Origin of the sequence: Pseudomonas anatoliensis, from assembly GCF_017976235.1 — a bacterium.
Taxonomy (GTDB): domain Bacteria; phylum Pseudomonadota; class Gammaproteobacteria; order Pseudomonadales; family Pseudomonadaceae; genus Aquipseudomonas; species Aquipseudomonas anatoliensis.
Map to the genome: position 1 here is coordinate 296856 of NZ_JACVHC010000002.1, position 16007 is coordinate 312862.

Genomic DNA, 16007 nt, shown 5'->3' on the forward strand with positions numbered 1-16007 from the left:
GCTTTGCCAGGATTCTTATCGCGATACCACATTCGCAACGTGCAGGAGCTGCCGAAGGCTGCGATCTTTCGACCTGATTTTTTTCAGGCAAGATCAAAAGATCGCAGCCTTCGGCAGCTCCTGCAGGGGGGAGGCGGATACAGGGGCGGACACAAAAAAGGCCGGCCCGTCGTATGACGGGCCGGCCTCTCTTTACAGCGGTAAAGCGCTTACTGCACTTCTACTGCCAGGCTCTCGCTGATCTTCTTTTGCCAGATCGCAGGACCGGTGATGTGTACCGACTCACCTTGGCTGTCCACCGCAACGGTGACCGGCATGTCCTTGACCTCGAACTCGTAGATCGCTTCCATGCCCAGCTCGGCGAACGCCAGTACCTTGGACTTCTTGATCGCCTGGGCGACCAGATAAGCGGCGCCGCCGACAGCCATCAGGTACACGGCTTTGTTGTCCTTGATCGCTTCGATCGCGGTCGGACCGCGCTCGGACTTGCCGATCATGCCCAACAGGCCGGTCTGCTCAAGGATCTGACGGGTGAACTTGTCCATCCGCGTGGCAGTGGTCGGGCCAGCCGGGCCAACCACTTCGTCACCGACCGGATCAACCGGGCCGACGTAGTAGATGAAGCGACCTTTCAGGTCTACCGGCAAGGTTTCGCCCTTGTTCAGCATCTCGACCATGCGCTTGTGCGCAGCGTCGCGACCGGTGAGCATCTTGCCGTTGAGCAGGACGGTTTCGCCCGGCTTCCAGCTCTGCACGTCTTCCGGGGTCAGGGTGTCGAGGTTGACGCGACGAGCCGAAGGGCCGGCTTCCCAGACGATTTCCGGGTAGGCGTCCAGCGGTGGCGCTTCCAGCGAGGCCGGGCCGGAACCGTCGAGCACGAAGTGCGCGTGACGGGTGGCGGCGCAGTTCGGGATCATGCACACCGGCAGCGAGGCCGCGTGAGTCGGGTAGTCCATGATCTTCACGTCGAGCACGGTGGTCAGGCCACCGAGGCCCTGGGCGCCAATGCCCAACTGGTTGACCTTCTCGAACAGCTCCAGACGCATTTCTTCAATGCGGTTGGACGGGCCACGCTTGATCAGCTCGTGAATGTCGATGGATTCCATCAACACTTCCTTGGCCATCACCGCTGCTTTCTCGGCGGTGCCGCCGATACCGATGCCCAGCATGCCCGGTGGGCACCAGCCGGCGCCCATGGTCGGAACGGTCTTGAGTACCCAGTCAACGATCGAATCGGACGGGTTGAGCATGGCCATTTTCGACTTGTTCTCGGAACCGCCGCCCTTGGCCGCCACGTCCACTTCCACGGTGTTACCCGGGACGATGGAGTAGTGAATAACGGCCGGGGTGTTGTCCTTGGTGTTTCTACGAGCGCCCGCCGGGTCGGCGAGGATCGAGGCACGAAGGACGTTTTCCGGCAGGTTGTAAGCCTGGCGCACGCCTTGGTTGATCATGTCGTCCAGGCTCATGGTGGCGCCATCCCAGCGCACGTCCATGCCTACACGTACAAACACGGTGACGATGCCGGTGTCCTGGCAGATCGGGCGGTGGCCAGTGGCGCACATGCGCGAGTTGATCAGGATCTGTGCCATCGAATCACGGGCCGCTGGCGATTCTTCGCGCAGGTAGGCTTCGTGCATCGCCTGGATGAAATCCACCGGGTGGTAATAGGAAATGAACTGCAGGGCGTCGGCAACGCTCTGAATCAGGTCGTCTTGCTTGATCACGGTCATGAGTCGCGCTCCTCTATAAGACGGGAACATTCAATAAGGTGCCCGCGGCTTGGGTGTCTCGGTCGGTCGCAGACACCTTTCAAGGCACGCCGGGGCTGCTGGCGCGACGCTAAAAAGGCGCGGCAGTATACCGCGCCTCGGTGGGGCATACACGCGCCGGCAGTCATTCGTTGGTCGCATGGGTGGGCGGGTTGACGAGGATTGTATTTGCAACTTGAAATCCTTTCCCCCTCACCCCAACCCTCTTCCCCAAGGGGGAGAGGGGGAAAGGGAGCCGATCTATGCGGTTTCAACGTTTGAGTTCGGCTCGGTATTTCAGGTCGGCGCAGCGTGTGAGAACAACGCGGTCAGTTCCCTCTCCCTCTGGGAGAGGGCTAGGGTGAGGGCTTCTGGCGATGCATGCAGGCCACACTTTTGACGTCAAATTTCGAGCCCGAAAATCGGTGGTCATTTATCGACTACGCCACTAAAGTGGCAGCCGGTCTGTAGGGTAGGACACTCGGTCAGCCTCCAATCGCACGGTGAGTCAACGATTGACCCATAACGCCATTCAACGTCTTTTGCTCAAACGCTTTGCCCTCGCTGCAGCCACCTACGGATTGGCTTTGCTGCTGCTGTGGCTGGCGTTTTTCACCGGGCATTACGACCAATCCTTGAGCACTATTGCTGTCGGCAGCGCGCTGGTAGTCATCAGTCAAGCCATCCTGTTTGGCCTGTTCTGGTCGGGTTGCAACCAGCGTTTTGACGATCCAAGCCTGACCGAAACGCAAGTGCTGCTCGGACTCGGTTGGCAGACCTGGCTGATCGCTCATCTGGACGAAGCGCGCGGCGCCTTTCTGGTGTTCTACGTGCTGATCCTGCTGTTTGGACTGTTTCACCTGAGCCGGCGGGCGTTCATCCGCTGTGCGTTGCTGGTGTTCTTCAGCTTCTGTGTTATCACCCTGTGGGATGCTTACCACTTGCGCTTGCCGGAGCCTGCGCTCGCGGCTTTACAGGTGTGTATTCTGGCGATGGTGCTGGCGTGGCTGGTGCTTTACGCGCGTTTCGTTCAGGTGTCGCGCCAACGCATGCGTCAGCGCCGGTTTGCCTTGCAGGCGCATCAGGACACCCTGCGCGGAATGATGCGTCAGCTCGAGGATCTCGTGGCCACAGACGAACTGACCGGCCTGTTCAACCGTCGGCACTTCCTGCGTCTGGCCTCGCGTGAACTGAACGCGATGGACAGTGATGCCGTGCACGGTCTGGCGCTGATCGACCTCGACCACTTCAAACGCATCAACGACTTCTACGGGCACGCTGCTGGCGATCAGGTATTGCAGGCGTTCGCCGGTGTCGCCCAGGCGTGCCTGCGCGACGGCGATGTGCTGGCGCGCTATGGTGGCGAGGAATTCGTCGTCTTGCTGCCCGACTGCGACGCCGAGCGTCTGACGGCCTGCTGTGAACGTCTGCGCGTTGCTTTTACCGATGTTGAACTGGTTGGCCTGAATGTGCGTAATCTCAGTCTGTCGGCTGGCATGACGCTGCTGGCCTTGGGTGATGACCTCGATGACGCCCTGCACCGTGCCGATCAGGCGCTTTATCGGGCCAAACGTGACGGACGCAATCGCTGTGCGGCCGCGTGGGAGAACGTCGATGCCTGAACTTCGCGTCGGTGACCGGCTATGGTCGGTGGCGGCGGGCAGCAATTTGCTCGACGCCCTCAACCAGAACGGCGTGGCCGTGCCCTACAGTTGCCGCGCCGGCAGTTGCCATGCGTGCCTGGTGCAGTGCGTCCAAGGCTTGCCGGCGGATAATCGCCCGGACGCCTTGAGCGCCGAGCAGCGCCAGCAAGGTTGGCGGCTGGCGTGCCAGTGTCAGGTCACCGAGGATTTGCAGGTGCATACCTTCGATCCTCTGCTGGATGGCCGGCCGGCCGTCGTCGAAGCGTTGGACTGGCTCAGTGACAACGTTCTGCGTCTGCGCCTGACTCCGCAACGGCCGTTGCGCTACAGCGCCGGACAACATCTGGTGCTGTGGATCAATCACATCGCGCGGCCGTATTCGCTGGCCAGCCTGCCGGAAGAGGATCGCTTCCTCGAATTCCACCTCGATTGCCGTCAGCCCGGCGAGTTCAGCGATGCGGCGCGACGCCTGCACATCGGCGACCCGATCCGCCTCGGCGAATTGCGCGGCGGTGCGTTGCATTACGACGCCGACTGGCACAACCGACCGTTGTGGTTGCTGGCCGCCGGTACGGGGCTCGGGCCATTGTTTGGTGTGCTGCGCGAAGCCTTGCGCCAGGATCACCAAGGCGCCATCCGCGTCATTCACCTGGCCCATGACGCCAGCGAGCACTATCTGGCCAAACCCCTGGCGGCGCTGGCTGCCCAGCGTGAAAACCTCAGCGTCGACCTGTGGACGGCGGCCGAGTCAGCCGCCGCTTTGGCGCAACTGCGCCTTGTTTCCCGGCAAACCCTGGCCTTAGTCTGCGGCTCAGCGACCAGCGTCGACGCCTTCGCCAAGCGTTTGTACCTGGCCGGACTGCCGCGCAATCAACTGCTGGCCGATGTGTTTGTGTCACGCGGTTGAGTGCAGATTTTCATTGGTTCGAAGATCTTTATGATGAAAGGATTCTTGGGGTGAAAGGATTTCAGAGCTGAGCGGAACTCTGTGGCGAGGGGATTTATCCCCGATGGGCTGCGCAGCGGCCCTAAAAGTTTGTGAGCGCTGCGCACTCAGTCGGGGATAAATCCCCTCGCCACAAATAACCATCACTACACAGTCCTTTCATCACAGAACCCCTCACCACAGTTGTTCTTCGTGAATCGACACTGCTGAGACCCACCATGACCGAAGCCATCCTGCTGGAACGCGAACGCGGTCTGCTGACCCTGCGCCTGAACCGTCCCGACAAGAAAAACGCCCTGACCCGGGCGATGTACAGCCGTCTCGCCGAGGCGTTGAAGCAGGCCGACAGCGACCCCGAAATCAACGCCGTGCTGATCACCGGCAGCGCCGAGTGCTTCACGGCCGGCAACGACATCGCTGACTTTATCCAGCAGCCGCCTGGCGATCTCGACAGCCCGGTCTTCCACTTCATGCTCAACCTGCTCGAATGCCGCAAACCGGTGATCGCTGCAGTGGCGGGGGCGGCGGTGGGGATTGGCACGACACTGTTGCTGCATTGCGATCTGGTTTATGTCAGCCGCGATGCGCGACTGCGCATGCCGTTCGTCAATCTTGGTTTATGCCCCGAGTTCGGTTCCAGCCTGATTTTGCCGCGTATGCTTGGGCACGCAAAAGCGTCTGAACTGCTATTACTCGGCGAAGGGTTCAGCGGTGAACAGGCCGCCGACTGGGGCATCGCGACAGAGGCGCTGGGCAGTGGCGCGGCCGCACTGGCCAAGGCTCGGGAGATGGCGTCGCGCTTTGAAGAGCTGCCACCGGAAGCAGTGCGCATCAGCAAGCAATTGATGCGGGCGCCGGATCGCGAGTTGATCCGTAAAGTGATCGAGGAGGAGGGCGCCTTGTTCACCCAGCGGCTGCGTTCGCCGGAAGCGTTGGCGGCGTTGACCGGGTTTATCAAGCGGCATTGAAATTTCGCTGCCCTGGCCGGCCTCATCGCTGGCAAGCCAGCTCCCACAGGTTCTGTGTTGGCCATTCATATTGTGAAAAACACCAAATCCTGTGGGAGCTGGCTTGCCAGCGATGGGGCCCGACAGCCACAACACCTGCTGGATCAGAATGTAAAAAGCCCCGCCATTCACATGGCGGGGCTTTTTATTTCAGCGCCTGAGCACTCAGACCTGCGGGTCGCCCACGTGCAGGATCTTCATGCCGTTGGTGCCGCCGGTGGTGTGGTAGCTGTCGCCCTTGGTCAGGATGACCCAGTCGCCTTTCTCCACAACGCCGCGCTTGACCAGCTCGTCGATCGCCTTCTGGCTCACTTCGTGCGGCGGTAGCGATGCCGGGTCGAACGGCACGGTGTACACGCCACGGAACATGGCCGCGCGGGCCTGGGTTTCGCGGTGCGGGGAGAACGCGTAGATCGGCACCGAAGAACGGATGCGCGACATGATCAACGGCGTGTAGCCACTTTCGGTCAGGGCGATGATCGCTTTGACGCCCGGGAAGTGGTTGGCGGTGTACATGGCCGCCAGCGCGATGCTCTGGTCGCAGCTTTCGAACACTTTGCCGATGCGGTGGCTGGAGGTCTTGCCGGTCGGGTGCTTTTCAGCGCCGACGCAGATACGCGCCATCGCCTGCACAGCTTCCAGCGGATACAGACCGGCAGCGGACTCGGCGGACAACATCACGGCGTCGGTGTAGTCGAGCACGGCGTTGGCCACGTCGGACACTTCGGCGCGAGTCGGCATAGGGTTCTGGATCATCGACTCCATCATCTGGGTCGCAACGATCACAGCTTTGTTGTGGCGGCGTGCGTGCAGAATGATTTTCTTCTGAATGCCTACCAGCTCGGCGTCGCCGATTTCCACACCCAGGTCACCACGGGCAACCATTACCGCGTCGGAGGCCTGGATCAGACCGTCGAGGGTTTCGTCGTCGGCCACGGCTTCGGCGCGTTCAATCTTCGCCACCAGCCAGGCAGTGCCGCCGGCCTCGTCGCGCAGTTGACGGGCGTAGTTCATGTCGGCGGCGTCACGTGGGAAGGACACCGCGAGGTAGTCGACTTCCATTTCAGCGGCGAGCTTGATGTCGGCCTTGTCTTTTTCAGTCAGGGCCGGTGCGGTCAGGCCGCCACCGCGACGGTTGATGCCTTTGTGGTCGGACAGCGGGCCGCCGATGGTCACGGTGCAGTGCAGCTCGGTGGCAGTGGCGGTATCAACGCGCATCACCACGCGGCCGTCGTCGAGCAGCAGCTCGTCGCCTACGCCGCAGTCCTTGACCAGATCCGGGTAGTCGATACCGACCACTTGCTGGTTGCCTTCGGTCAACGGATGGCTGGTGGAGAAGGTGAACTGGTCACCGATCTTCAGCTCGATCTTCTTGTTGGCGAATTTGGCGATACGGATTTTCGGGCCTTGCAGGTCACCCAGCAGGGCGACGAAACGGCCGTGCTTGGCAGCGAGGTCACGCACCAGCTTCGCGCGAGCCTTGTGCTCGTCGGGGGTGCCGTGGGAGAAGTTCAGACGGGCAACGTCCAGACCAGCCAGAATCAGCTGTTCGAGAACTTCCGGCGAGTTACTGGCCGGGCCAAGGGTAGCGACGATTTTGGTACGACGGACGGACATGCAAAGACTCCTGAGTTCAAGCGCAGGCAGAGGCTACTATGCTCCGAGGGTGTAGTCATTGTTCGTTTGCACTACTTATTGTTTTCTTTATTGAACCCGGCAACTTTGGGACAAACGCACCTGAAGATTTCCGACCATGGGTCGATACAGAGCTCAAGACAGGAGAACCCCCATGCGATTGTTGCCCATTGCCGCCCTTGCCCTCAGCGTCCTCGCCGTGACGGGCTGCACCCGTTGGTCGATGAACCATCATTTGAACAACGCCTACAGCGCCTATGACCGGGGCAATTGCGAGCAGGTGATGCTCGAACTGTCCAAGGTCGAACGCGCCAGCCGTGCCCGCCCGTATGTGTGGCCGGAAGTGTCGATGATGCGCGGCCAGTGCCTGGAACGACAAAAAATGTTTGTCGACGCGGCGCAGACCTATCAGTTCATCATCGCCTCGTACCCCTACAGCGAATATGCCTACCGCGCCCGTGCGCGCCTGGAAACCCTGCAGAGTCTGGGCCACTACCCGACGCGCAGTGCGGCAGCCGTGGTGCGCCCAACCCGTTTCTGATGGTAGTTGTCATACAAAATCTGGCCGGTTGTACAGCCTGAGCTATAGTCGAATGATCCGGTTTTAGAGCCGAGTCTCTATTCCGGGGCAACACCTGCGACTGGTCAGTTGTAAGGTGGCGGCGATGTAGCGACCGTCACACCGGAAGCGGGGAGAGCGCGCCTGTGTCGTATCTGTCGTACGGCGCGTTCCGAAGCAAAAGTGCGGCTCTGTGATGGAGCCTTGCATGGCGAACTGCGCATGTTTACCGACCGCCGGATCGAACGGCATCAACTGCCGTATTTCCTCAGAGTGTTCAACAGCATCACCGACAAACCCATCGGCTTTCTCGGCAATGTGTCCGCAGACGGGCTGATGTTGATCAGCCAGTTACCGATGATGATCGGCGTGGATTTCAATCTGCGCCTGAAAATCCCCGGCTGCGATGGCTGCCAACAGGTGATCGACCTCACCGCGTGTTGCCTGTGGTGTCACGAAGACGCGACACCGCTGCACTACGACGCTGGCTTCAGCCTGCATCGACCGCCGCCGGAATACGGGCAACTGGTTGAGGCGCTGCGCCAGTACTTCAGTTTTCAGCCGTTGCCGGCCTCGGCCTGAACCTCAATAGCAAAAGATCGCAGCCTGCGGCAGCTCCTACACGGGATTGATGTTCATTCTGTAGGAGCTGCCGCAGGCTGCGATCTTTTGATCTTCAGCCAGAAATACTGATAGCCCGCTCGTTATCCAGCGCCTTCTCCGCCAGCAACAACCCCATCTCGCTCAACTGATAAATCGCCATCGCCAGATGCCGCGGTTTGTCTTCGAGGCTGTCCGCCAGGTCGAGCAACAGAATGTTCACCGACGAAAACGTCTCGTACGTCTGAATGGCCACGGCTTCGGGATTGAGATCGGGGGCGATCATGAACATCTGCATGCCGCGATCCACGGAATTGCGCGAGGGCGGCGCTGCGGGTTTGAGGTAATGGTCGAGGGCTTTTTCGGCAGCCTCGTGGAGTTTTTTTGAATCGGCGGATTCGTAGGGGGAAACCGAGTCGCCGGTTTCGGGGGGATTTGGGGTGTCCTTGAACATGATCGCGTTTCCTTTTAATGGGGCTGCCACCGTCTCGCGACTAAACGAAGGGGGTGGCGGCTGAACGCAGGTTAGTCGACCGGGAGGAACACGAAAAAACCGGCGCGCCCGAGGGCGCCCTGCGCACAGCCACCATCGAGTGCGGGGATAGGGAGTACCCGACTTGATGACGCTTATGCACCTTCGTATACCTACCGGGCGACTAAACCCGACCACTGATTGGCAGCGGCACGGACCAAGTTACGGGGCATCAGCAAAGCGCACAAGCCGGCGGATTCTGAGGGATGTGTAGGCAAAGGCGCAAGGCAACGTAGCCGCGTTTTTGTAGCTGAAGGACGCCGCCGGATTGTGTTGTGGGAATAGTTACCGTTGGTCGGGACTGTCAGATTTTACAGGTAGGAATTGCGAGTGGGAGCAATGTAAAAAGTGAAGGGCAGACATTGAGAGGATAACGGCTGTGGATAATAACGATGACGAAAGGCGAGCACGGGACACTAACTCACACTCCGCTGCTCCTGAGCTGAGAGCGGTGCTGAATTCCGAAGAATCGCAAGACGCCAAGGGGCCGGCTGCTCCCACTTTCCCCTCTTCATTTGCGGACTCCGCGCAAAAACTTCCCTTCAAGGTTCAAATGACATTTCCTTTCTCAGCGAACGGAGAGTGGTGGGCTACGCTTAAAAATCCTCCCGTCCCCAATCAGTGGGAGTATCACGGCAGACATTCAGGCCATTGGTATGAGGTTGAAATAGGCAGTGCTGCTGGAGTCGAGTGTCGTTTAACGACAGCCTACACAGCAACTGGTTACGGCTCGGATCATGCCTCCGCCCGTTTTTACGCTGTTCAGAAGCCATTGATCACTAGTCGCGGACTATTTTTCGGACTTACCCCCACCATTGAAGGAGTCGGTGCCGTTCCAAATGCGCAAGTGACGCTGTACAAAAATGGCACGCAAACTTCTTACGGTACGAAGAGTGCCGGCCCCGATGGTAAATGGAGTATTGAATCTCAGGGTATGACGCTTGGTGAGAACACTTTGACTTGTCGACAGACATTCAAAAACGTGACATCCGATAATGCGGATCCCGTGAAAGTAATACTTCTTCCACCTGCAACTATCTTGTCGCCTTCAAATAATGCAGTGATCTTTCCTGCGGATTTGCTTTTCAACGGTACTTGTCAGCCAGGCTCTTCCATCATCGTGGTTAATGCGCAGGACCATTATGTTGAATATAGCGAGCGCGAGACCTTTCAAACCGATAATTGGCAACTTTCACTGAAGACGGGAGCGACATTATCCAGTGGGTCCTTGACGATTGAGGCACAGTACCTGTTTCCGGACGTGCCTCATGGTTACTCGCCACCGGTTACCTTTCATGTGCTGGGCCTTCCTCTCATAACCGCACCTGCCGGGTCTTCAATTCAGGATCGAACCTTTACCCTTAAAGGTAATAACGGGCTCAGCGATTTAAACAGCAGGGTCGAGGTATTCGTTGATGCGCAAATGGTCGGAAGTGGAACAGTGGGAGCGGCCGGCATTTGGGAAGTGCAGGTCACGCTCAAGCCAGGCAATCATTCATTAGCGGTTGAGCAGATTGCCTCGGGCAAGAGAACCGAACGTGGTGCACCTCGTGCCTTCAAAATCCGCCCCGCCAAAATTGACGAGGTCAAAGTCGACATTATCGACAAATCGATAACCTTCTCCGGGATCGGCTACCCCGGTGCAACGGTCGTGATCACCATCTCCGGTTGGCCGGTCACGCTGCCACAGACGGTTGTAGCAGAGGGGGGCGAGTGGGAAGTAAAGGCGACAGGTCTGGCCCTTGGCAAGCACCGCGCAAGCGTCCTGCAAAAGGTCCCCGACAATGCCAACGGCTGGATCGAGTCGTTGCCATACACTTTCGAGGTCAACAATTCACTCCCTGACGTGTATGCCGTGAGCTCCACTGATGATTATCAGCCGACCTTCCGCGGCAAGGGTTTCACCGGTGCCACCGTGAAGCTTTTCAACCCCGGCGGCGCTAGTCAGGCTGCCCCCGAGGTGGTCGTGCGCAATGGGGAATGGCAGAGCAAAGCCAGTCAACAGTGGGGGCCGACGCTCAACCGGGAAGTGCATATCAAGCAGTTTCTGGACGAGCATCAGTCGCTTAATTGGGTCAAGCATCCCGTCACCATCGCGCCGCTGGCGCCGACGATTGAAGTGCCAGTCGATGACGGTCTGTCGCCGACCTTTCGCGGCACCTGCTGGCCGGGTGCCGTGGTGGATGTCAGGTTCAGCGACGACTCCGTTACTTACAAAGCGACGGTGACTGCAGGCACCTGGATCTGCAGGCGGCCCATCGCTTTCGAGCCCGATAAGCTTTATACGATCACTGTCACGCAAACCGTGGCAACCCAGACCTCACCTGCTGCGACGAAATCCTTCACGGTTTCAAGACCGATGATCAAACCGGTCATCACGCTACCGGCCGAAGGCAGTAACGTCGGCCACGAGGTCACGATCAAGGGCACCGGCGGTATGGAAGACGCCACGATACAAGTGCGTGATGCGGTGTACGACAAGGATTTGTCCGCCTCCCAACTGCTGAAAGCGGATGGGGATTGGGAGATAACTCTCAAAGACCTGAGCATCAGGCCCTACGGCGTCATTGCACGCCAGACTCATAAAAATCGCGACTCCAACAGTGATCGGCTCAACTTCAACGTAGTGGTGTTGGCGCCGCAGATCACTCAGCCGACAGAGGGTGGCAACCTGCCGCGCACCGCAAAGATTAAAGGGTGCGGCAGGCGCGGAGGGTGGGTCGAGGTTTGGGAGGTGGGTGCCACCGAGCCTCTACTCAAGGACATTGTCGTGAACGGGGACGGTGATTGGGAGGGTGAGGTGACCTTTGCGGTTGGACTCAAAACCCTTCGGGCCCGGCAGAGCTTCATCGAAGAAGGAAAAACCCACTGGTCGGAATACTCGGCTGCTGTGCAATACAGCGTCGTTCCGGCTGCGCCTTTTGTCGAGACGCCTGTTGCGGGCCAACACATCGGGCAACGGGTGGTGGTCTCCGGGTTCGGTGTGCCGGGTGACAGTGTCACCGTGAAACTCGGCGCCGTACAAGCCAGTGCAGCAGTCATGGCGGATCGCACTTGGTCGGTAAAGCTTGCACTCACTCAGACCGGGGGAGCGCACAGCTTTGAAGTAACAGCGGCGCTAGATGATTTCGAATCTGAAGCCACGCAATGTCCAGTGCTGCTGGGCACGTATCTTCCCTCCTTCAATAGTCCGGCGGGAGGGCATCGGGTGGAGAATCCGGTGCTGTTCGCAGGGCAGGGGCGCACAGGTGTCGGGCAAGTGGTGAGCTGGTTCGACCCGGACCAGAAGTGGCTTGCGCCTGTTGCCGTCACCGGTAACAAATGGCAAGGCCAGGCCGCGCAGTCATTACGCCAGGGGGGGCAATGGGCACTGTTCAGCCAGACGCTGACCGGAGGAAGTGAGGGGCCACATTCGGCCTGGGTGGTCAGCTCGCGTTTCGAAGTGGAGCCCGTCACACCGAAAGTCGATCTGTAAAACCGACGAACGGTCACAAAACCTGTCAGTTCTGACAGTAGATCTTAGCCCCGATTCGGCGCCAAATCTTAACCAAGACTTTGCAGCCTGACACCATCGTCAGGCTGCTGCGGCCGGTTATCGACTCAAGGATTCTGATCATGGCTCAAGGCACCCGCCCCTCAGTGCAACTGTACGAGCAGTTGTTCAGTGGAGATCAACAGGCACAGGAAATCTCTCTTCAGAAGCTCAAGACATACCTTGAGCAAGGCGGTTCGATTTTTCCACTGGTGCAGAAGGGAGTGCCAGGCCTCGCCAGGGAGTACGGCTTGAGCACTGAGGCAGCGCAGCAGTTTTTGCGTCGGGCCAACAGCATGGCCACGTATGTGCGCCGCCAGTTTATCGAGCACACCCTTGTCACTGACCAAAGTGCGCCGGGCGATCCCTCTTCAGGGCTGTTGTCGATGGTCACTGGCCCGAAATACGAAGACATTTTCAAAACCGCATTTAAAAAAATGAGCCCTCCGGACGCGCTCGAGTCGTGCATTTCACCGGTGGCGTACCTGACCGATTTGTTGTGGTGGGTTATCGAAAAGATCGAGCCTGAGGGCGATCAGACTCAGCTCCCGCTCCATGTGCGTCGTACCGACTTGAAGAAGTTGTCGGTCGATTTCAATGCGGTGTACCAGTCGGTGTCCTCGGTGGGCATCACCACGGCGGTATTGGAAGCCTATATCACCGCACACAATCCGGAAATCGACATTGAGCAAGCCTTGATCACATCGCGATACCCCAATGGCCTGCCTTATTACCAGCACTGGGTGACGATTGATGGCATCGCCCAGCTCAACAAACGGTCGGTGGGCGACTTTCATGACAGCGTGGACTTGTCCTACCCCTATTTTTCAAGCGGATCCAGTGCTGTCCGACCCGGGCAGGCCTTGGCACATGCTTCGCGCCTGGGCCCCTATCAGCGAGCGTTGCTGACGGAGGCTATGCCAACCGGCGCTGAGGGAGAAAATGAATGGGCAGAATTCTATCGCGTCAACTTCGGTGCAACGGATGCGCAATGGAAGGATCTGCACCACGTTCCAAACTTCGCCACGCAAACAAAACTCGACACTTTGATGCTCGAAAGCCTGTTATCAGTCCAGGCATTCGCCCCCATGCGCTCGCCCAACGTGACCTATGACTCGGAGACGGCGGGGGGGGCTGAAAGCGCTCGATCCGGCTCGGTTTATATCAATGCCAATATTCACCCTGGCGTATCTATCGAAACCGATGCATCGTCAACGTCTTCGCCTTTGAATCGACTGTCCGTGGAGCCCGATCGTGCACAGGGACGGGTTACCTTCGACCGGATGAACCGCAAGTTGCGCCTGGACAACTGGCTGCAACTGCCCAGCGATCAGGTGGACGCTTTGCTGGCGGCCGCGATGCGTGCTGAGGCACGGGCCAGTTCCGGGGTTGCCAACAAATGGCTCATCTCGGACAACGTCGTGCACGCACTCGGGTTGTTCCAGGTTTTGCGCGAACGCTACGCCTGTACCGCGGCAGACTTTGCGGTGTTCCTCGATGACCTGTCGGTTTACGGTCGCGGCGAAGCGCTTTCGCAGTTTGATCAGGTGTTCAACGCTCGAGCGGACTATCGCCAGCCCATGAAGCTCGATAACGGGACGTTCCCGGTAATACCGGAGCCGGGGGCGGACGACCTGACGATCAGCCAACTGTGTGCAGGCCTGCGGATCGACCTGCAGACTTACCGGCATCTGGCGGTAGCGGTGGCCAGCGCACACAAGATTACCGGCAATGCGTTGCACCGAAGTCTGCCGATCATCTCGAGTTTTTGTCGATTGGTGTGGTTGCCACGGCTGTTGCGCATAACGCCGGTCGAAGGTGTGCTGCTGTTGCAGTTGCTGGGCGGCGACGACTGGGTCAAGGGTTTTGCAGGTCAGCCGTTGATCAAATCTGCAGCCGACGGCGCTCCCGATGTGCTGACGCTCATTAGTGCCATGGATGCCTGCGTGCGATGGTGTAAGCAAAGCGAGCTGCCGGTGCTGTGGGTGGTGCAGCACGCGGTTGAGTTTTCACCGGGGCGAGAGATGTCAGAGCGCGATCTGGCACTCTTCGAACAACTGCGCAATTTGCTCCCGAGCGCGCTTTTCTCCAATGCCGGTTTGTTGATGGCCGGCCTGCCTTCTGCGGGAGCCGCCGACTGGCTGGACTTTTTGACGCAGACCGTCGCTCTGCCGCTGCCCGATGGTAAGTCCGAGTCGTTGGGACCGATTGTTGATGCCAGCGGCTTGGTGCTGGCGCCTGTCGGCACGCCGGACGAATACCTGATCTTCGCGCGTAAACGGCTTGGCTGGGCGGTCGATAACGCGCTGGACGCAACCTGGACCCCGCAACGTGACGCGCTGGTTGGCAGCATGCTCAATGTGCTCCTGGAAGCCCGGGACGCGCAGGTGTCGGTGGTAAAGGAAACGCTGGCGGTCTATGCCGGCGTTGCAGTGGAACTGGCGATTCCGGTCATCAACTGGGCTGGCACAACGGTTTTCCGTTTGTTGCAGCAGTTGCTCCAGCGCATCGCTTTGACGGATGACGGCGGGGAGCGCAGGCGCACGAATGAAACCGACCCGTTGATCGATTTGTTGGCCGATGTGCGGCGGCGCAGTGCGGTGGTTTCGACGCTGGAACTCAGTGCTGTGTTGTTGCAGGACTATCTGGATTACGGCCATCTGGCCTGGCTCGGTCAGACCGATAAATACACGATATCGCTGAACACGCTGTACTACCTGTCACTGTTCAAACGCGCCTTTGCGCTCAGCGAACTACCACAGCAGAAACTCCTCGACTACCTGCGCCAGGTCAATGCACTGCCAAACCTTTCGGTTGATGCCAAAACCCTGGCGCACGAGGCGTCGACCATCAAGCTGGCCGAGCTTTTCGGCTGGAGCGTGCAGGAAGTTCGCGAGTGTGTCAGGCGCATTGACCCTGATCTGCCGATACTCAAAAACCTCAGACAACTGGATCTGTTGATGCGGGTCCGAGTGCTGTCCACAACGACTGGCATGGATGCCCTGACGATTTTCCTGCTCGGTACCTTGCCTGCGACAGTGGGCGACGACGCGTCCAGAAAGGCTTATGCCAGTGCAGCCGAGCGCGCCTTGTTGAGCGAAACCGGTGAGCAAGTGTCGCGTGTCGAGATGGCGGGGGATCTGCAACAGCTGGTCACTACAACGTGTGTTGTCGATCGCACGGAGGTGATTGCCAGGAAACCCGGCGAAAAAGCCACTTTCACGATGACGATCAAGAACTCCACAGGGCAGGCACTGGAGGGTGTCACTGTTTACTGGGAAGCCAGGCTGGGCACTGTCGAGAACGGCATGACCGACGCCAGAGGCACGTTGAAGGCCGTGTACACGCCCGGCACGACGATGGGGGCCGAGACGCCGAAGTACTGGCTCGATCTGTTCGACCCCGAATACGCCCCGACCATCAACATCATTTCCGAGGCCACCAGCATGGAGTTCCCGCTCTTCTACAGATCCCCCGTGCCATCGGAGGTGGTGCCAATCGGGGAGGAGGTCGAGCTCTACGCCACGATGATGGACAAGTATGGAAACCTCGGCCGGGAGATGCTGGTGGACTGGTTCGTCGAACCCGTCGACGTAGTCAAACTACCTGTTGCGATTGTCCGGCCTTCGCAGGGGTTCACCAATCAGGAAGGGCTCACACGGGTTTTCGTTTCCAGTTTCACTGGCGGAACCTTCGTGTTCAGTGTGCTTGGCCACGGCAGTGAACAGACCGCCGTGTTCCTCCCTATTACGTTCGATGGCGAGCCGATGTCGGAGTGAGCGGTTACCTCAACAAGCATTTG

Annotated in this window: 10 protein-coding genes; 7 read left to right on the forward strand and 3 right to left on the reverse strand. The window is 59.1% G+C overall.

All coding sequences use genetic code 11. The annotated features are described in order from the left end of the window. Window positions 1-209: 209 nt before the first annotated feature. Complete coding sequence (locus tag ICA16_RS06735) at window positions 210-1733, reverse strand: fumarate hydratase (protein WP_042560679.1); 1524 nt, start codon at window positions 1731-1733, stop codon at window positions 210-212. A 533-nt stretch (window positions 1734-2266) separates the two neighbouring features. Here ICA16_RS06735 and ICA16_RS06740 point away from each other — a divergent pair. The 3 genes from ICA16_RS06740 to ICA16_RS06750 all read left to right on the forward strand — a co-directional run bounded on the left by ICA16_RS06740 (window position 2267) and on the right by ICA16_RS06750 (window position 5308). Beyond that, the gene (locus ICA16_RS06740) at window positions 2267-3373 is read left to right on the forward strand and encodes a GGDEF domain-containing protein (RefSeq protein ID WP_150616188.1); all 1107 of its coding nucleotides are present in this window, start codon (window positions 2267-2269) and stop codon (window positions 3371-3373) included. After that, on the forward strand, window positions 3366-4301 hold the full coding sequence (locus ICA16_RS06745) for an iron-sulfur-binding ferredoxin reductase (protein ID WP_210700273.1): 936 nt from the start codon (window positions 3366-3368) through the stop codon (window positions 4299-4301). The genes ICA16_RS06740 and ICA16_RS06745 overlap by 8 nt, the downstream gene beginning before the upstream one ends. A 257-nt stretch (window positions 4302-4558) precedes the next feature. After that, entirely contained in the window at window positions 4559-5308 is a 750-nt protein-coding gene (locus ICA16_RS06750) for an enoyl-CoA hydratase-related protein (protein WP_210700274.1), read from the forward strand. Between the two features lie 204 nt (window positions 5309-5512). Here the strand turns inward: ICA16_RS06750 and pyk are convergent, their stop codons facing one another. Continuing rightward, the gene (pyk, locus tag ICA16_RS06755; protein ID WP_150601679.1) at window positions 5513-6964 is read right to left on the reverse strand and encodes a pyruvate kinase; all 1452 of its coding nucleotides are present in this window, start codon (window positions 6962-6964) and stop codon (window positions 5513-5515) included. 172 nt (window positions 6965-7136) lie between these two features. Here pyk and ICA16_RS06760 point away from each other — a divergent pair, with 172 nt between their 5' ends. Continuing rightward, window positions 7137-7523: a tetratricopeptide repeat protein gene (locus ICA16_RS06760; protein WP_210555055.1), complete on the forward strand. Its 387-nt coding sequence runs from the start codon at window positions 7137-7139 to the stop codon at window positions 7521-7523. Between the two features lie 240 nt (window positions 7524-7763). After that, entirely contained in the window at window positions 7764-8123 is a 360-nt protein-coding gene (locus ICA16_RS06765) for a PilZ domain-containing protein (RefSeq protein WP_150616184.1), read from the forward strand. Between the two features lie 94 nt (window positions 8124-8217). Here ICA16_RS06765 and ICA16_RS06770 read toward each other — a convergent pair whose 3' ends face one another. Next, window positions 8218-8595, reverse strand: a complete 378-nt coding sequence (locus ICA16_RS06770) for a DUF6124 family protein (RefSeq protein WP_150601676.1) — start codon at window positions 8593-8595, stop codon at window positions 8218-8220. Window positions 8596-9052: 457 nt separating this feature from the next. On the opposite strand from ICA16_RS06770, the gene ICA16_RS06775 reads away from it, so the two are divergent. Both ICA16_RS06775 and ICA16_RS06780 read left to right on the forward strand, forming a co-directional pair. Continuing rightward, window positions 9053-12148 carry a hypothetical protein gene (locus ICA16_RS06775; RefSeq protein WP_210700275.1) on the forward strand — a complete coding sequence of 1032 codons (3096 nt, stop codon included), beginning with the start codon at window positions 9053-9055 and terminating at the stop codon, window positions 12146-12148. Between the two features lie 140 nt (window positions 12149-12288). Beyond that, complete coding sequence (locus ICA16_RS06780; RefSeq protein ID WP_210700276.1) at window positions 12289-15984, forward strand: Tc toxin subunit A; 3696 nt, start codon at window positions 12289-12291, stop codon at window positions 15982-15984. The last annotated feature ends 23 nt before the right edge of the window (window positions 15985-16007 follow it).